Raw genomic sequence first — 16,328 nt, forward strand, 5'->3', positions numbered from 1 at the left:
CATGCCAACGATTGATTTAAGTTTATTACCACCGCCGGATGTTGTTGAGTCGCTTGATTTTGAAGTTTTATTTGCAGAATACAAAGCCGCATTAATTGAAGCCACGCCAAAAGAACAGCGGGCAGCAATTGCGCGAACGTTAGAGTTAGAGTCTGAGCCGCTAACTAAGCTATTACAAGTTAACTGCTATCGTGAGTTACTTTTACGACAACGTGTGAATGAGGCGGCAAGAGCCTCAATGGTTGCATTTGCTACAGGCTCAGACCTTGACCAATTGGCTGCAAATAATGGTGTTAAGCGCCTGGTACTGTTTGCCGGTGATGAAAACGCGATCCCGCCTATACCTCCAGAGTATGAATCCGATTCTGATCTACGGGTTCGCATACCTGGCGCATTTGAAGCATTGAGCGTGGCGGGTCCTATTGGTAGCTATGAATATCATGCGCGTTCTGCAGATGGTCGCGTTGCTGATGCATCCGTAATTAGTCCAAAACCGGCGTATGTCACGGTTACGGTGTTATCCCGTGAGGGAAATGGCACTGCGCCGGTTGATTTGATTGAAAAAGTGAATATTGCTTTAAACGATGAGGATGTGCGACCAGTGGCAGACCGCGTCACGGTGCAATCAGCAAAAATAGTGAATTACGAAATTGAAGCCGTGATTTATTGCTACCCAGCACCCGAGTACGAGCCAATCACCGAAGCTGCAGAGGCGCAGCTAAAACGATATACAACACAACAACACCGGTTAGGGCGTGACATTGTGTTAAGCGCTATTTATGCCGCTTTGCATGTGCAGGGGGTTCAGCGGGTCGAAATCAAGAAACCTACCGCCGATATTAAATTGGATAAAACACAAGCCAGCTACTGTACCAATATTAACGTGACGCTAGGTGGTTCCGATGAGTAGCCGATTATTACCCGTTGGATCTTCAAAGTTGGAGATTGCAGCGGCAGAGGCTTGCGCTCAAATTGAAAAAGTCCCCGTACCTATTCGCGAGCTATGGAACCCTGATTTATGCCCTGTGCATTTATTACCTTATTTAGCCTGGGCGTTCAGTGTTGACCGTTGGGATAAAAACTGGACAGAAAAAGCAAAACGTGACGCGATTAAGTCCGCGATGTTTATTCATAAGCATAAAGGAACAATAGGCGCATTGCGTCGTGTTGTTGAGCCATTGGGCTATTTAATTCGAGTTATTGAGTGGTGGAAAACTAACGAAACACCAGGAACGTTTAGGCTTGATATTGGCGTGCTAGAAACGGGTATTACAGAAGAAATGTACCGTGAGTTGGAGGCGCTTATTTTTGATGCGAAGCCAGCCAGTCGGCATCTCGTCGGGCTAACTATTCAACTGGAAACTAAAGGCAATATTTTTTGTGCTGCTGCGAGCTATGGCGGGGATGAACTTACAGTTTATCCATACTCACCAGATGTGATCAGTATCGGTGGTGGTGTTTCCTCTGGTGCTGCAGTTCATGTTATTGATGAAATGAGGGTTACTCTCCAATGAAATATTTTGCATTGCTCACCACCTATGGTGAAAAGGTGCTCGCAGAGGCGACAGCTCTCGGCACAAAAATTGAATTAACACATATGTCAGTTGGCGATGGAGGCGGTTCATTGCCTGCACCAGACACTAAACAAACGAAGCTAATCAATGAGCGCCGAAAAGCTGCGATTAATACCTTGTTCATTGATCCATTAAATCCGAATCAAATCATTGCGGAACAGGTTATTCCTGAAAATGAGGGTGGTTGGTGGATTCGTGAAATTGGGTTGTTTGATAAATCGGGGATGCTGGTTGCTGTAGCGAACGCGCCTGAGACTTATAAACCAACTATGGCAGAAGGTTCTGGGAGAACTCAGACTATCCGCATGATTTTAATTGTGAGTCATACTGAAACGGTCACGCTTAAAATTGATCCAACAGTCGTATTAGCAACAAGAAAATATGTTGATGATGCTATTCAAGTATTAGATAAGCGAATTTCTGATTTGACAGCTAGTGACGTTGGAGCGGTGCCAGTCACCCGTAAAGTGAATGGTAAGCCATTAAGCACAGATATCACGTTAAATTCAAGTGATGTGGGTTCGTATTCCAAAGCAGAAACTGATACTCGCGTTGCTGATGCTAAAAAAGCGGGAACGGATGCGCAATCGACAGCGAATGCAGCAAATACCAATGCAAATAGCCGAGTACCAAGTACACGGAAAGTCAATGGCAAGCCGCTGAGTGAAGATATCTCATTGGGTGCGGGTGATGTTGGGTCATACACCAAGGCAGAAACCGATACTCGTGTTGCTGATGCCAAGAAAGCGGGAACAGATGCGCAAGCAACAGCAAACGCCGCTAATACAGCTGCGGCTAATGCAAATACAGCGGCAAGCAACGCAAATAATAATGCGAATGGTCGGGTGCCTAGCACTCGTAAGGTCAACGGTAAACCACTGAGTGGCGATATTACTTTGGGTGCGGGCGATGTAGGAGCATACACCAAAGCAGAAACTGATACTCGCGTTGCAGACGCTAAAAAAGCGGGAACAGACGCACAAGCAACAGCGAATGCTGCCAATACCGCTGCAACTAATGCCAATAATAATGCGAATGGTCGAGTCCCAAGCAGCAGGAAAGTAAATGGAAAACCTTTAACTGCTGATATTACATTGACAGCCGCTGATGTCGGTGCAGGCGCAAATAATTCAGCACTAAAAGCTGCCAACGGATGGTGGAAATGTGGTGTTACAGGTGTGATTTTTCAATGGGGGACAGCATCAAATGGTGTTGAAAAAGCTTTTCCTGTTGCATTCCCTAACGCTTGTACTTACGTGACAGTGATATACGGACCCGGAGCAGTTGATACGCGCACAATAAGTATTACTAAAAAAACAAACACTAGCTTTATCGGTAAATTGGGTTCTAATAACGATATGATGTGGTTCGCTACGGGGTACTAAGGTGACAGTATGTATTATGCAGATATAGATAAAGAAGGTTTTTTGCTTGGATGGTATAGTGACGAAGTTCATTTGATTGAAGATATTCCAGCATCTGCAATGCAAGTATCTGATGATATTTGGTTAGATGCCGTTTCACTCAATGCAAATTTTTTTGATAAAAGTTCTAAGCTATTCACGATTAGAGACAAACCTAAAACTAAAGAGCAAGAAATTGAAGAAGCAATTGAGAAGAGATCTCATCTGTTATTTGAAGCCAGTGAAGCTATTGCACCGTTGCAAGATGCAGTAGATTTAGGTATGGCTACTGATAAAGAAAAAGTATCACTGCAAGTATGGAAAGAATATCGTGTTTTGCTAAACCGTGTTGATACATCACTAGCGCCTGATATTAATTTTCCAGCAAAACCAGAATAAGAAAAGGGGCGTTAAGCCCCTTGAATTTTAAAAAGAAATTAAATCGTTGAATTCCATACCGGCTAGCCGCTCGCGCAAATCTTCATTTACCCTGGTCAATGTAATCGTAAATTCGATTCGTTTAGCTTTACCATCCCCAAAAAATAACGTTCTGCCTTCGCTCATGCTATCCATGACATACATACCATAAATTAAGCCAGTGCCTTCTATCAGTGGATAAGGACGCCCACGATAAGCCGATGTACGTAATAATTCCAAGGAGAGATCGCCGCCAGTTACTTCGGGAACCAACACTCCGGTTAATGTGATCTTATCTTCACCGGCACCAATGTATTGGTAAGATGCGGAACGACCGATAAGGTCATTTTTAGCATAACGCCAACTCATTGAGCGTTGTAAGTTTTGATACGGTATGGTTTCCAGCATGAAAACAAACATACCAAAAATCATCATCATAGTGATTATCCTATATCGGTTAACAGAGAACGCCGGCGTGTGTCTGTTTCACGTTTAATCTTTTCCAGTTCTTGGCGAACAATGGACGCGATATTTTTTGCATCACGCATATCGACACCGTGAAAATGCAATTCGTATTTATCTCCCTCTTGTTTGATATCTTGTTTAACTGGACGTTGCATTTCCATTTTTGCTGGCGTGATATCGGAAGTGGCAACCACGTTAGGAACAGAGACACCTCGCAGGGTTGGGTCTTGGTAAAGTCCATCAACGGCTTTAATGGCAGGGAAGTTTTTAAACACAATTTCACCGAGTTTATTCGGGTCGCGTGTTTCTTTTTCCGGTGTCGATAAACCGCCGCCACTAGAACTTTTAGATTTTGATTTCGCTTCACCAGGATCATAAACCGCCGTACCAAAATCAGGCGTTTTGACTTTTGGCGGGGTAATGTTGCCCTTGGCTACATCATCATTATGTTTCTCTGTCTCCTTGTTGGTTTTAGCTTGTTCTTGGTTTCCGGCTTGAATAACTGCAGCAATACTTTGTAACGGTGAATTAAATGAATCCATAACAGCTTTGGTTTCTGCTGTTAGTTCAACAGGTTTCATTTTATTAATCTGGTTTACCGTATCACTCGCAACTTGTGGCGCCATACCTAGCGCTTCAAGTATCCAGTTAATCCCTTTGGCAACCATTGTGATCGGTGTCATTAATGCGGAAATGGCAAAGCCAACCACTTCACCAAATGTTTTCCCTGCATCGGTACAATCTTTTAATGCTTCGTCGGAGGCTTTAATAGGGGCAAATAGTTCAGATAACCATTCCCACACTTTTTTAACAGCGGTCCATATCGCATCAAAAATAGGAGCAACAACAGAAAATGCCCCGCTAAAGGCTTCTCGAATAGGTGCAAGACCTATCATTAGACCTTCAAAGAAACCACTAAAGAATGCGCTGATATAATCCCAATATTTGTAAATGGTTAATGCTGCAATCACCAGGGCAGTAACAACCAAGCCAATAGGTCCAAACATGGTTGATAAAGCAAATCGCGCCACGCCACTACCGACTTTTATTACATTGAAGAAATTCGAAAATGCGCCTTGGGCGCCAAGTAAGCCTTGACCACCAGTGAGTAAATTTAGACTAAGACGCATAGCCGCAAAAGGGATCATAACAGCGGCAGCACTGACAGCTAGTATGCCTAGAACTGCAGTAAGGCTAGCAACAATTAACCCTGTTTTAATTAACATGGAGGCTAACTGCGGGTGAGCCTGCATCCATTTGCCAATGCTCGTGACAACACCGGTCAAGCCTTGCGTTAAATTACGCAATGGGGAATCAACGCTTTCTTGCATCTGAATGCCGAGATCTTCCCAGGCAGACTGCAGTTGTTTGAAATCCCCTTTTAAGTTATCAATTTTGACTTTGGCGTTTTTGTCCGCTTCGCCTTCGGCGCCTTGGTTTGATTTTAGAAGTTCATCGTATCGACCGTTCAGGCTTGCATCGATAACTGCACCCATCCCGACCATCGCCTCTTCACCAAAAATATCTTTTTTGATGCGGATTTGACTAGCCTGGTCATATTTCCGTAATGCCTTACCAACGTCCTTTAAAATCTCGCCACTATCGCGCAGTTGCCCGTTGGCATCTTTGATAGAAACGCCTAGGGCGCTCATAGCGGCTTGACCTTTGCCAACTGGCGCAACCAGTCGAGATAAACCCGCTCGTAACGATGTACCCGCCATAGAGCCACGAATACCGTTATCTGCCATTGTACCCGCCATAGCTGCCATACTTTCGAGGCTAATGCCAAGTTGTGCGGCTACGGGTCCTGCATACGTCATTGTTTCACCAAGCATACGTAAATCTGTGTTGCTTCGTGTGAATGTTGCAGTGAGTACGTCTGAAACACGGTTCATCTGGTCTGCATCAAGTTTAAATTGAGTTAAGACGTTAGAGCCGATATCAGAGGCTTCGCCGAGATCCATATCACCGGCTAAGCCCATGTTTAAGACGCCAGGTAACGCGGCTTTAATGGCTTCGGGGGTAAAGCCTGCCATTGCTAAGAATTTTTGACCGGATGCTGCATCCGTGGCGGTGTAAGCGGTACTTGCGCCAAGTTCGCGAGCTTGATCCCGTAGAATTTTTAAACGTGGGTCATTTTTATCTAGCCGAGTTAATGCCTGTACGCCAGACATGCCCTCATCAAAATCCAGTCCAGGCGTCATAATGCGAGAGGCAGCATAAAGAGCACCCCCCCCGGCTGCAGCTGCGGCAGCACCACCCATTGCTAATTTATTACGGGTTTCTTTTGCTTTTTCGTATTGAGTTTGTGCGCGGGTCACTGCGGCGAGTCGCTGCCGCTGCATGTCAAGTTGCCGATTATATGCTTCGGTGCGCCTGGTAATTTGAGCGGTAGCATTATCACTGTTGCGAACAGAAACACCGTGTCGATATAGCTGTGCTGCAGACGCTTGTAATTTTCGTTTTTCACTATCCAGTGAACGACCAAGATGGTCACGGGCAAGCCTCGCTTGTTCAAGTGCGCGCTTTTGTTCTTCAGTACGTTGATTTAATGCGGGGTAACTATCACGTAGTGCCTTAACTTTCGTTTTCGCTTCTTCATAAGCCGTATTATTGCGTTTGACGGACTGTGAGAGTCTGTCAAATGTGCCGGCTTGGCTTGCCAGGTTTCGAATACTGTTTTGAGTTGCCCTGATTTGAGAAGCAAAACCGGCAGCGCTGCGTTGTGCAGCACTAACCGGTGATGTTAGGCGGTTTACGGCGCTGAGAGATACCCGAATGTTAAGATTACGATCTGTCATTCGTTTTGTCCTATGCGAGCCGCCGCGAGCCTATGCCACTTTATCAATTCTGAAATTGTCATTTCGGAAAAAGAAGCCGGTGACCAGTGAAACACCATCGCAATATCTGCGATGATGTCATCAATATCGATTGCGGGTATTTCGGGGATTAGTTTTCCTGTGCGTCCATCTCTTCGAGTGGGGCACTCGGCGCTAAAAAAGTCGCGACCTCATTAGCGAGTTGAGCAAAACAATCAATCGGCATTGAGGCAATATCTTGTTCGGTGAGTCGTGGTTGCGTAACGCGTGGTAATAATGTGATCAGCGAGTTCACATCACCGGTTGCCACTTCCCACAATTTTAAACCGCGTAATGCGCCAGCTTGTCGCATCGTATCTGTGATTGTGACTTCTGTAATTTCACGACCACCTTGGATTTTTACAGGGGTATTAAATTTAACAATAGACATTATTTATTCTCCATCAAAAGAGGGTATTAGCGCCACGCTGTGACGCTATTAGAAATTAGTGACCAATATTGGCGCGGTGCTCGGCAAGGCGGTCTACACCACCCACAATCCATTTCATGTTGAGTAAATCAATTTCAATGAGCGTTTCACCGTTTGCCGTGATCTTGCAGTACGTATTTTTTAACGTGTACTTATGCTGAGTGTTGTCACCGGCTTTAGCGGTTCCCTGGTCAAGTTCGTTAAAACGTCCGCGAGTTTGAAGTTCATAGGCAGTGGTTTCACCCGTTGAATCATCGTAGTAAGAGCCAGCGAAACGGAACTGTGTACCGTCAATTGTGCCGCCCCAATCTTTGATAAGTTCAATGTTTAGACCGCCCATTGTGATATCCATATCTAACGCGCCAGCCTCAAAGCCGAATTGTGGTGCGACAGAGCCGAGCATTCCCCCACCTTGGTAGTCTTCCGTTTTTAACGTTAGTTTTGGGGGCGTTACCTCTTCTACTTGTCCAAGGTAGGTTTGACCGTTAATAAAAAGGTCAAACATATAGAGTTTTTTAGGCATTCCCATGTGTTACGCTCCTGAGCCTAATTGGTTGAATACGGCAAAATACTCGTCGGTGAAGGTCTGCTCTAAACTTAGACGCTCAAGCGGTGGTACTGGCGTGTATTTATATTTGATAACGGCATGACCATCACGTAATTGTGTGGTTGGGTTTGCTGATGGGTCATACCAGCAATTAAAGCCAAGTAGACGACCTTGTGTAACTAGCTCGTCACCTTTCTTTTGAATGCCGTCAATCACATCTTTTATTAATGATGGGGTAAGCTGCTTATCAATATAGGAAAAGTGAGCTTCTGCGATCATTTCAGATAAGATTTGAGCGGTGCGGGTATACACTTCAAATACATAGGTTTCTTCATCGCAAGTACGGTTGCCCCAAAAACGATAACCTTGATGTTTGATTAAGGTTGTGATGCCTTTTTCGTTCAAGTCGTTTGAGTCGGTATCTTTGTCTTGTAATGACCAGTACACGTCTGCAGAAATACCCAGTACACCATTAACCGGCACGTTTGATAGTGATTTATGCCAACCTTGCTCATCATCAATACGAGCACGTAAGCCAGCAGCAATAGCCGGTGAGGCAACAATTTCATTTTTAGCTGTTTCAGTGTTGTACCCTATCCAATCAGGATAAATCACCATGACTTCACGCTGACTAAAGTCTTTGCGATATTCTTTTGCTTCCGAAATAGTGGTGCAGCCATTTGATGATACATAGGCAAATGCTTTGAGTTTCTCTGCAAAAATCGCCATTTGAAGTGCAACTGGCTTAGTGTCTAGCCAAGGTGCGATCAGAATGCGCGGCTTTTCATCCACTTTTGCTTTAGCGGTTAACCAGGCATACATACCGGTATAACGACCATCGGCACCATTCCCACCAATTACAAGTTGGTCCTGCGTTTTGGTTTCGCCTTCATCGGGCTTAATATTGGCAGCGTCAGCCACGCGGATAACAACAACTTTTGGGCTACACTGGTCAGAAATAGCTTTGAGCGTTTTATACAATGTGCCGGTTTTGCCGGCTTTGCCTAACACGTTATCAATACGTGTAATTAAGACGGGCGTATCGAGAGGAAACAAACTTTCATCCGCATCATCACCCGTACAGACAACACCAATGGTTGAGGTGTTTAAGTCACGAATTAATGTGGTGAGTTTTGTTGTCTCGTTGACTTCCATGCCGTGATGATAAGTCATGATTGAACCTCACTAGAATAATATCAGTCCAGATATTGTCGTAATAAAAACCTGTAAAATCATGCGGTTTGACTTGTTGCATCAACACGACAAGGAAAAGCTATACCAACTCGCGCGCGCGATGTGGGAAAGTGTCGGCATACAGGGAGGGGCTATGTTTGAACAATATTTTGATTCTGATCTCGTAAAACAACCGGCGTTTGATATCACGATAGGGGGTAAGCAAATTCTGAGTTTGAATGATCGGTTAATTGGATTGACGATAACCGATAATCGCGGCTTTGAAGCTGATACTCTGGAAATTACCATTGACGATACGGACGGAAAAATAGAGTTACCACCGCGTGGTGTTGAAGTGAGTGTGGCGATTGGCTGGCTGAGAGAGCCGCTAGTACACAAAGGTATTTTTACCGTTGATGAAATCAGCCATAGCGGGGCGCCTGACCAAGTGATCATTACTGCCAGGTCTGCCGATTTTCGCCAAGAGTTTAACGTTAAGCGTGAGTACAGTTGGCACGATATCAAGGTCGGTAAGGTCGTGAGTGCGATAGCAGGGCGCTACAATTTAACCCCTGCAGTCAGTAAACAGTTAATTGATATTGAAATTGACCACGCAGATCAAACAAACGAGAGCGATATTAGTTTCTTATCCCGTATGGCTGAAATGCTCGGAGCCATTGCGACGATTAAAAACGGTAACTTACTGTTTATTATTCCCAATCGTGGTTTAACACAAAGCGGAACGCCCATACCCGAGGTGGTAATTAAACGTGATGTGGGTGACAAGCACAGCTTTAGAGTCGCAGACCGTGACGCCTACACTGGCGTTAAAGCCAATTGGTTAGATTTGAATTTTGGTAAAAAGCCCGCAACAAGCGTTAAGCGAAAAAAGAAAAAAACGACCACGCCGAAAAAAGAGAAAAAGGCGAAGTCTAGCAGCAAAGAGGGCGAGTATTTAGAAGGGGCTGAGGGTAATGTTTATGTGTTACGTCAGACATATAAGACCGAAGAAACCGCAAAGCGCGCAGCAGCGGCGAAGTGGTTAAAGCTGCAAAGAGGAGCAGCAGAATTTAACATTACCCTAGCAAGAGGGCGAGCCGATTTATACCCTGAAATGCCGGCGGCGGTGGTTGGTTTTAAAACGGTTATTGATAGCCACCGGTGGATCATTTCTCGCGTAGTGCATCAAATCAGTGATAACGGGTTTCAAACGCAGTTGGAGTTAGAATTAAAAATTGATAATGACAATATGGTCGATGGTGATAATTCAACCAATTGATATAACGTGTTATAATTAGGTTAGGCAAACCCAAGAACCAAGGCTTTACAATGGCGTTTAATTGTCCAAAATGCGGCGCCGCATCTTACACTCGCACGAGTGAACCAGTAACCGAAGAAACAAAACGCAGTTATCATCAGTGTCAAAATGTTTTATGTGGTTGTACGTTTACGACATTACAAAGTGTCGAGCGATATTTAACGATTCCCAATCCTCAACCGTTACCGGCTGATTTTAAATTACCAGGTGATGCGTTTCCGAAAAGCCATTATGGCGAGAATCAACTTTCGTTGCTGATATGAATGTAATGCCCCTCAATTTGAGGGGCATTACATATTTTAATCTGACACTTTAGCTTTATCCATATTAGTTAAATCAAACTTAAACTGCTTATTACTTTCATGGTAAAAATTGGCTTCGATGATTACTTTCTGGCTATCAGTTACTTGTTCTATAAACTTTTTACTATTTTTAATAAGCAATGAATCAGAGCTGTGATCTTGTGGTTTCAATACGCTGTATTTTTCCACTGGGTTATTATCGAATTTCACGGATACATAGCATTGGTCATAAGCTTGACAGATAAATTGACCTTTATCGATATAAACTATAGCTTCAGATACTTTTAGGTCACTCGGTTTTTGTTCTTTTTTTAATGTTGTTTTTGCAGACCTTAGGACTAATGTCATTGATGTACCACCTGCATACGGGAAACTAAATTCATGCTTATTTTGGGAGGAAAGTGTAAGAATTTTTCTTGCTGTACCTCTCATTTCATCTTCATGGTATGAGGCATACCATTCACCCGCCATAATAGGCATGGATATAAAGGGTAGTAATATACATCCGATTTTTAGAGTGAAATTCATATTGTTGGGTTCCATTTTTGATGTGAAGTTTTATAAGTTTACCTTAAGCAATACTCTCTATTGAACTCATATGAATAGATAATGTAAAGCCCCAGAAAAATATCTGAGGCTTTACATTTTGTGGTCAATAATGGTCGATGTGGACGTAACATGGACGGCGTGAATCATAAATAATTATATAACAATCAGTTACGCTTTAATAATGAACACCATCCCTGTCTTTTATAGCCCCTGTTAGGGGCTTTTTTTTTATCGCAACACTCGCTTTTGATTTATAGTTGTTAGCTATAGTTAGCAATTCAATCAGGGTCGCTATGATAAAATAACGTATCCATCAAAAGCAGGGTTCACCTTATGATTCAGATATTAACAACACAAGATTATCGCAATATGCCTTGGAAAAATGGCCAAGGTTCAACCCTTGAAGTGGCTCGTAGTCATGGTGAGGGTTTAGATGACTTTGATTGGCGAGTGTCGATTGCTGATGTAAAAACGGCGGGGCCATTTTCTCATTTTATGGGGCGGCAGCGTATCATTGGTGTACTAGAGGGGGATGGGCTTATTTTACATGTCGATAATAATGCGCCAGTTGCACTAAAATCTAAATCATTCTTTGCTTTTTATGGTGAAAGTGACGTACATGCCGAACTAATTAACGGCCCCATTCGTGATTTTAACTTGATTTATAACCCTGAAAAATATGCCGCTCGGTTACAATGGGTTAATTCAACGTCAGCTAATTCTTGGCATAGTGATGCCAACGAAATTTTAATATTTAATAATAGCCATAGTTTAAATATGGAAATCAATTTAGAAAACGTTTATTTAAATCAATCTGAAACCTTATTGGTTAAAGGGAATGAGCGGGTCTTGAATTTTAGTCTTGAACAAAATAAGGAAAGTGATTTTTGTATAATTGAGTTATTTATTAGGTAGTTGCAATTTATGATGACTCTATATTCGCATATTTTCTGTGAATTAAATGTTTAAAGTGTTATTTGTCAGAACAATGTTCTGACAAATTTGCAATTTTAATAAAAACATTATCAAATTCATATATTGAATAATTATGGCTTTATTCCTATTGTTATTTTCCGCAGAATTTATAGGCTTTAGCATTACTAAAAAATATAATACTTATATATTCTAAAGGAAAAATGTTCTATGAAAATGAAGGCACTTGTGGCGGTCGCTGTTTCTGCTGTCATCTTAACGGGCTGTAAAAACTTAGACCAAGGGATGCTGACTAACTCTGGTATGCAGTTATTCCAAGCAGCAACATTGAGTGATTCAGATGTTAAACAGCTAAGCGATCAATCTTGTAAAGAGATGGATGCACAAAACAAAATTGCTCCCGCTTCTAGCAAATACGCTAAACGTTTAGATAAAATCGCAAAAGCACTAGGTAATGAAGTTGACGGTACTCCAGTAAATTATAAAGTTTATCTGACTAGCGATGTGAATGCGTGGGCGATGGCAAATGGCTGTGTCCGTGTATATAGCGGCTTGATGGATGTTATGAATGATAACGAAGTCGAAGGCGTTTTAGGCCATGAAATGGGCCACGTTGCATTAGGTCATACACGTAAAGCTATGCAAGTTGCATACGGTGCCGTAGCAGCACGTACAGCAGCTGCATCAGTGGGTGGCGTTGCAGAACAATTAAGTGCATCTCAATTGGCTGCTCTAGGTGAAAAACTGGTTAATTCTCAGTTCTCTCAACACCAAGAAAGCCAAGCAGATAACTTCTCTTATGACCTGCTGAAAAAACGTGGCATTAAGACGGAAGGTTTAGTGACTGGTTTTGAAAAACTAGCCAAAATGGGTAGCCAAGAGACAAGTATGTTTGACTCTCACCCACCATCAAGCGAACGTGCGCAAAATATTCGTGACCGTATTGCGGCCGACAAAAAATAATTATTAATTTTGTCTACTCAGTGTAGCGGCGTAAATACATGCCGCTACACCTTTGTTATTCCCTGCTGTTTGTCTTAGTATCGCTGTCCTTATATTATTTGATGATATAAATCAGAACTTACCCCGTTGTACTCTTGTTATTGACTCTCTATCTTAACCAATTAACGATATTCAGTTTTTTTCGTAATTTTGCAGTTTTACTTGTGATAAAACGCTAGCAAGGAAAAAAGATGGAAAAAGTGCAGAAAATTTCTCTTCTCGCGAAGGGAATGGGCATGTTGTTATCGGGAACTTGTCGTTTATTAACAGGCGTTCGCACTCGTTGGGTGGGCTGCCAGCCATCAATGACCCCCCGTATTTATTATGCAAACCACTCAAGCCACCTTGATGGCCTAGTTATTTGGTCTGGTTTACCCCCTCTTATGCGCCATTTTGTTCACCCTGTAGCGGCGAAGGACTATTGGGATAAAACACCTTTTCGCCGCTATCTTGTTAATAAAGTATTTCGTGCAGTATTGGTGGAAAGAAAAGGGGGCAAACCTGCACAAAATGCTATTTTGCAACCGCTTGAGTCGGTATTGGATGCTAAGCATTCTTTGATTTTATTTCCTGAAGGGACAAGGGGTGATGGCGAAACGTTGAGCCAATTTAAAAGCGGCCTTTATCACCTTGCGAAAAAATATCCTGACGTTGAAGTGGTTCCCGTGTATTTGGAAAACTTAAATCGGGTATTACCTAAAGGCACCAAACTTGTTGTTCCAATAATTTGTTCTGCAATGGTGGGTCAGCCATTGGCACCTCTAATGGAAAATGAAAATAAAACGGTGTTTTTGCAACGCGCAAAAGCAGCACTTGAGGAGTTGATGCCATGAGTATTTGGGACAGTGAGCTCGTTTTATTATTATCTGGTGTATTTGGTATATTAGTGTTTGCGAGTGTGATCGGCGGCATTTTAGCTTATCGCTATTCTGGTGAGAAAAGTAACCCAACCATTGATAACTTAAATGCGCGTATACGTGCATGGTGGGTTATGTGCATTATCTGTGTGCTTGCCGTTGTGTTAGGTAATATTGGTGTGGTGATCTTATTTGCCTTGATATCATTCTTCGCACTAAGAGAGTTTATTACGTTAACGCCAACACGTAGAAGTGACCATGAAGCCCTATTTTGGTGCTTCTTCGTGTTCATTCCGTTGCAATACTTGCTTGTTGGTATTGAATGGTATGGGTTATTTTCGATTTTTATTCCTGTTTTTGTCTTTTTGTTTTTACCGACCCGAATTGCCTTAGCTGGGGATACTTTTCATTTTCTTGAACGTACCGCTAAAATTCAATGGGGAATGCTAGTCGCTGTTTTCTGTTTAAGCCATGTTCCTGCTTTGTTGATGTTAAATATTGAAGGTTATGAAGGGGAAAATGCAAAATTATTACTTTTCTTGATCATCGTGACGCAGATTTCAGACGTGCTTCAATATGTATTTGGCAAACTGATGGGTAAGCACCCTATTGTGCCAAAACTTAGCCCAAATAAGACGATAGAAGGCTTTGTCGGTGGCATTTTATCTTCTGTGTTGATCGGGATATCCCTTTATTGGGTGACACCTTTTAGCTGGTGGGTTGCCGGGCTGATGTCATTAGCGATCACGATTATGGGGTTTGTTGGTGGTTTATGCATGTCAGCGATTAAGCGGGATAGCGGAATTAAAGATTTCGGCGCTATTATTGAGGGGCATGGGGGGATGTTAGATAGAATTGACTCACTGTGTTTTGCTGCTCCAATTTTTTTCCATTTAACGCGATATTACTATACATAAAGGTATTTCGTTTTCGTTTTTGTTCGTTTATTCAAAAGCACCGTAAGGTGCTTTTCTTTTGTTTGACAGATACAGCATAGGATGAATTTAAGTGTTATCATCAATACTTAATTTTTATTTCAAACTAAGATGCGATCTAGGGCTATAGCTGGTTAGTCTAGGGCATTACATTTATTTAGTGCTGAAATATTTACCTATTGGGGTCATCAGCTAGAATTATGTAAACTAGATCACAATAAAGCATAAAAGCTTGATGGAAAGCAGAGGCATAATCACCTATTTGCCGTATTATTCGCTAGGTGAATCAATTCAGCTTTGTAGTTAAACGCAGTTAGCACGAAAAAATTAAGTAACTCAATGAGTTTATAGATTTGCAATTTTATATTCATTAATCAGAGGTCATCATGGTCAAGCAGATTAAAAGAATTGGGGTTTTAACGAGTGGTGGTGACGCACCGGGCATGAATGCAGCGATCCGCGGCGTGGTACGCGCAGCGCTAGGCGAAGGCTTAGAGGTCATGGGTATCTTTGATGGGTACCTCGGGTTGTATGAAAACCGAATGAAACAATTAGACCGATACAGTGTGTCGGATATGATTAACCGTGGTGGTACTTTTTTAGGTTCAGCACGTTTCCCACAATTCCGTGATGAAAAAGTGCGCGCTGTTGCGTTTGAAAATCTGAAGAAAAACCATATAGATGCATTAGTGGTTATCGGTGGTGATGGTTCATATTTAGGGGCTAAGTCACTGACAGAAGCTGGTTTCCCATGTATTGGCCTGCCGGGGACAATCGACAATGATGTCGCGGGTACGGATTACACTATCGGTTATTTTACTGCGCTTGAAACCGTTGTTGAAGCGATTGACCGCCTACGTGATACCTCAACATCCCATAAACGTATTTCTATTGTTGAAGTGATGGGGCGCTATTGTGGTGACTTAACGCTATCCGCAGCCATTGCCGGCGGTTGTGAGTTTTTGGTATTACCAGAACAGGAAATGGCATTTGACCGTGAAGAGCTGTTATCAGAGATTAAACGCGGCATCGAAAAAGGCAAACGCCATGCAATTGTAGCTATCACTGAGCACGTTTGTGATGTTGGTGAATTAGCAAAATATATTGAACAAGAGACGCATCACGAAACACGTGCGACGGTTCTTGGCCATATTCAGCGCGGTGGCTCCCCAGTGGCTTATGACCGTATTTTAGCTTCTCGCATGGGGGCTTATTCAATACAGTTGCTGCTTGAAGGCTATGGCGGGCGTTGTGTTGGTATCCAAAATGAGAAATTAGTACACCATGATATTATTGATGCTGTAATGAATATGAAAAGGGTCTTCAAGAAAGACTGGTTCGATACAGCGAAAAAATTGTATTAATCCCTCTGTAATTGCAAATCTCTCCTGCATGGTTGGTTTCTACTGTGCAGGTTTGATGCTATTTTACGCCCTAGACAGCTAGGTTGTTGAGTTAATATTCGTTTTGTAGTCTTGTTGCGACCCGCTTGTTTTTTATTCTACATATTCCCCATACGCATAAGTTTTTCTTTTTAATTATTTCTCGTAATTGATTCTATCTGT

Annotated in this window: 18 protein-coding genes; 11 read left to right on the top strand and 7 right to left on the bottom strand. The window is 42.6% G+C overall.

Annotated elements, in window-relative coordinates; translation table 11 throughout:
* Position 1: 1 nt before the first annotated feature.
* The 4 genes from M1F14_RS03920 to M1F14_RS03935 all read left to right on the top strand — a co-directional run bounded on the left by M1F14_RS03920 (position 2) and on the right by M1F14_RS03935 (position 3,376).
* The gene (locus tag M1F14_RS03920) at positions 2-910 is read left to right on the top strand and encodes a baseplate J/gp47 family protein (RefSeq protein WP_181468852.1); all 909 of its coding nucleotides are present in this window, start codon (positions 2-4) and stop codon (positions 908-910) included.
* Positions 903-1,514 carry a phage tail protein I gene (locus tag M1F14_RS03925; protein WP_181468851.1) on the top strand — a complete coding sequence of 204 codons (612 nt, stop codon included), beginning with the start codon at positions 903-905 and terminating at the stop codon, positions 1,512-1,514. Before M1F14_RS03920 ends, M1F14_RS03925 begins: the two co-directional genes overlap by 8 nt.
* Complete coding sequence (locus tag M1F14_RS03930; RefSeq protein WP_232370500.1) at positions 1,511-2,959, top strand: phage tail protein; 1,449 nt, start codon at positions 1,511-1,513, stop codon at positions 2,957-2,959. The genes M1F14_RS03925 and M1F14_RS03930 overlap by 4 nt, the downstream gene beginning before the upstream one ends.
* 99 nt (positions 2,960-3,058) lie before the next feature.
* The gene (locus M1F14_RS03935; protein WP_232370543.1) at positions 3,059-3,376 is read left to right on the top strand and encodes a tail fiber assembly protein; all 318 of its coding nucleotides are present in this window, start codon (positions 3,059-3,061) and stop codon (positions 3,374-3,376) included.
* A 27-nt stretch (positions 3,377-3,403) separates the two neighbouring features.
* Here the strand turns inward: M1F14_RS03935 and M1F14_RS03940 are convergent, their stop codons facing one another.
* From M1F14_RS03940 to M1F14_RS03965, 6 genes are read right to left on the bottom strand one after another with little or no spacing between them, the layout of a single operon-like run.
* Positions 3,404-3,814, bottom strand: coding sequence for a phage tail protein (locus M1F14_RS03940; protein ID WP_322957851.1), 411 nt, complete (start codon positions 3,812-3,814; stop codon positions 3,404-3,406).
* 23 nt (positions 3,815-3,837) lie between these two features.
* Positions 3,838-6,660 carry a phage tail tape measure protein gene (locus M1F14_RS03945; protein ID WP_181468848.1) on the bottom strand — a complete coding sequence of 941 codons (2,823 nt, stop codon included), beginning with the start codon at positions 6,658-6,660 and terminating at the stop codon, positions 3,838-3,840.
* A complete protein-coding gene (locus M1F14_RS03950) occupies positions 6,657-6,758 on the bottom strand; it encodes a GpE family phage tail protein (RefSeq protein ID WP_154633621.1) in 102 nt (33 codons plus the stop codon). Before M1F14_RS03950 ends, M1F14_RS03945 begins: the two co-directional genes overlap by 4 nt.
* Before the next feature lie 50 nt (positions 6,759-6,808).
* Positions 6,809-7,108: a phage tail assembly protein gene (locus M1F14_RS03955; protein WP_181468847.1), complete on the bottom strand. Its 300-nt coding sequence runs from the start codon at positions 7,106-7,108 to the stop codon at positions 6,809-6,811.
* 55 nt (positions 7,109-7,163) lie between these two features.
* Positions 7,164-7,676 (bottom strand): phage major tail tube protein, encoded by a 513-nt coding sequence (locus tag M1F14_RS03960; protein WP_181468846.1) that lies wholly within the window; start codon positions 7,674-7,676, stop codon positions 7,164-7,166.
* A 3-nt stretch (positions 7,677-7,679) separates the two neighbouring features.
* On the bottom strand, positions 7,680-8,867 hold the full coding sequence (locus tag M1F14_RS03965) for a phage tail sheath subtilisin-like domain-containing protein (protein WP_181468845.1): 1,188 nt from the start codon (positions 8,865-8,867) through the stop codon (positions 7,680-7,682).
* 154 nt (positions 8,868-9,021) lie between these two features.
* On the opposite strand from M1F14_RS03965, the gene M1F14_RS03970 reads away from it, so the two are divergent.
* Both M1F14_RS03970 and M1F14_RS03975 read left to right on the top strand, forming a co-directional pair.
* Positions 9,022-10,146 (top strand): phage late control D family protein, encoded by a 1,125-nt coding sequence (locus M1F14_RS03970; RefSeq protein WP_181468844.1) that lies wholly within the window; start codon positions 9,022-9,024, stop codon positions 10,144-10,146.
* Between the two features lie 50 nt (positions 10,147-10,196).
* A complete protein-coding gene (locus tag M1F14_RS03975; RefSeq protein ID WP_112860265.1) occupies positions 10,197-10,448 on the top strand; it encodes an ogr/Delta-like zinc finger family protein in 252 nt (83 codons plus the stop codon).
* 36 nt (positions 10,449-10,484) lie between these two features.
* Here M1F14_RS03975 and M1F14_RS03980 read toward each other — a convergent pair whose 3' ends face one another.
* The gene (locus M1F14_RS03980) at positions 10,485-11,015 is read right to left on the bottom strand and encodes a hypothetical protein (protein ID WP_181468843.1); all 531 of its coding nucleotides are present in this window, start codon (positions 11,013-11,015) and stop codon (positions 10,485-10,487) included.
* A 354-nt stretch (positions 11,016-11,369) separates the two neighbouring features.
* Between M1F14_RS03980 and M1F14_RS03985 the strand changes: the two genes are divergently transcribed.
* From M1F14_RS03985 to pfkA, 5 genes are all read left to right on the top strand, one after another.
* Complete coding sequence (locus M1F14_RS03985; protein ID WP_042846692.1) at positions 11,370-11,951, top strand: HutD family protein; 582 nt, start codon at positions 11,370-11,372, stop codon at positions 11,949-11,951.
* Between the two features lie 228 nt (positions 11,952-12,179).
* Positions 12,180-12,932: a M48 family metallopeptidase gene (locus M1F14_RS03990; protein ID WP_048605737.1), complete on the top strand. Its 753-nt coding sequence runs from the start codon at positions 12,180-12,182 to the stop codon at positions 12,930-12,932.
* 230 nt (positions 12,933-13,162) lie between these two features.
* Positions 13,163-13,804, top strand: a complete 642-nt coding sequence (locus M1F14_RS03995; RefSeq protein ID WP_181468842.1) for a 1-acyl-sn-glycerol-3-phosphate acyltransferase — start codon at positions 13,163-13,165, stop codon at positions 13,802-13,804.
* Positions 13,801-14,745 carry a phosphatidate cytidylyltransferase gene (locus tag M1F14_RS04000; RefSeq protein WP_042846689.1) on the top strand — a complete coding sequence of 315 codons (945 nt, stop codon included), beginning with the start codon at positions 13,801-13,803 and terminating at the stop codon, positions 14,743-14,745. Before M1F14_RS03995 ends, M1F14_RS04000 begins: the two co-directional genes overlap by 4 nt.
* Before the next feature lie 404 nt (positions 14,746-15,149).
* Positions 15,150-16,127 (top strand): 6-phosphofructokinase, encoded by a 978-nt coding sequence (pfkA, locus tag M1F14_RS04005; RefSeq protein ID WP_042846688.1) that lies wholly within the window; start codon positions 15,150-15,152, stop codon positions 16,125-16,127.
* Positions 16,128-16,328: the final 201 nt, after the last annotated feature.

This window comes from Providencia sp. PROV003, assembly GCF_045040775.1.
In the GTDB taxonomy this organism is placed as follows: domain Bacteria; phylum Pseudomonadota; class Gammaproteobacteria; order Enterobacterales; family Enterobacteriaceae; genus Providencia; species Providencia huashanensis.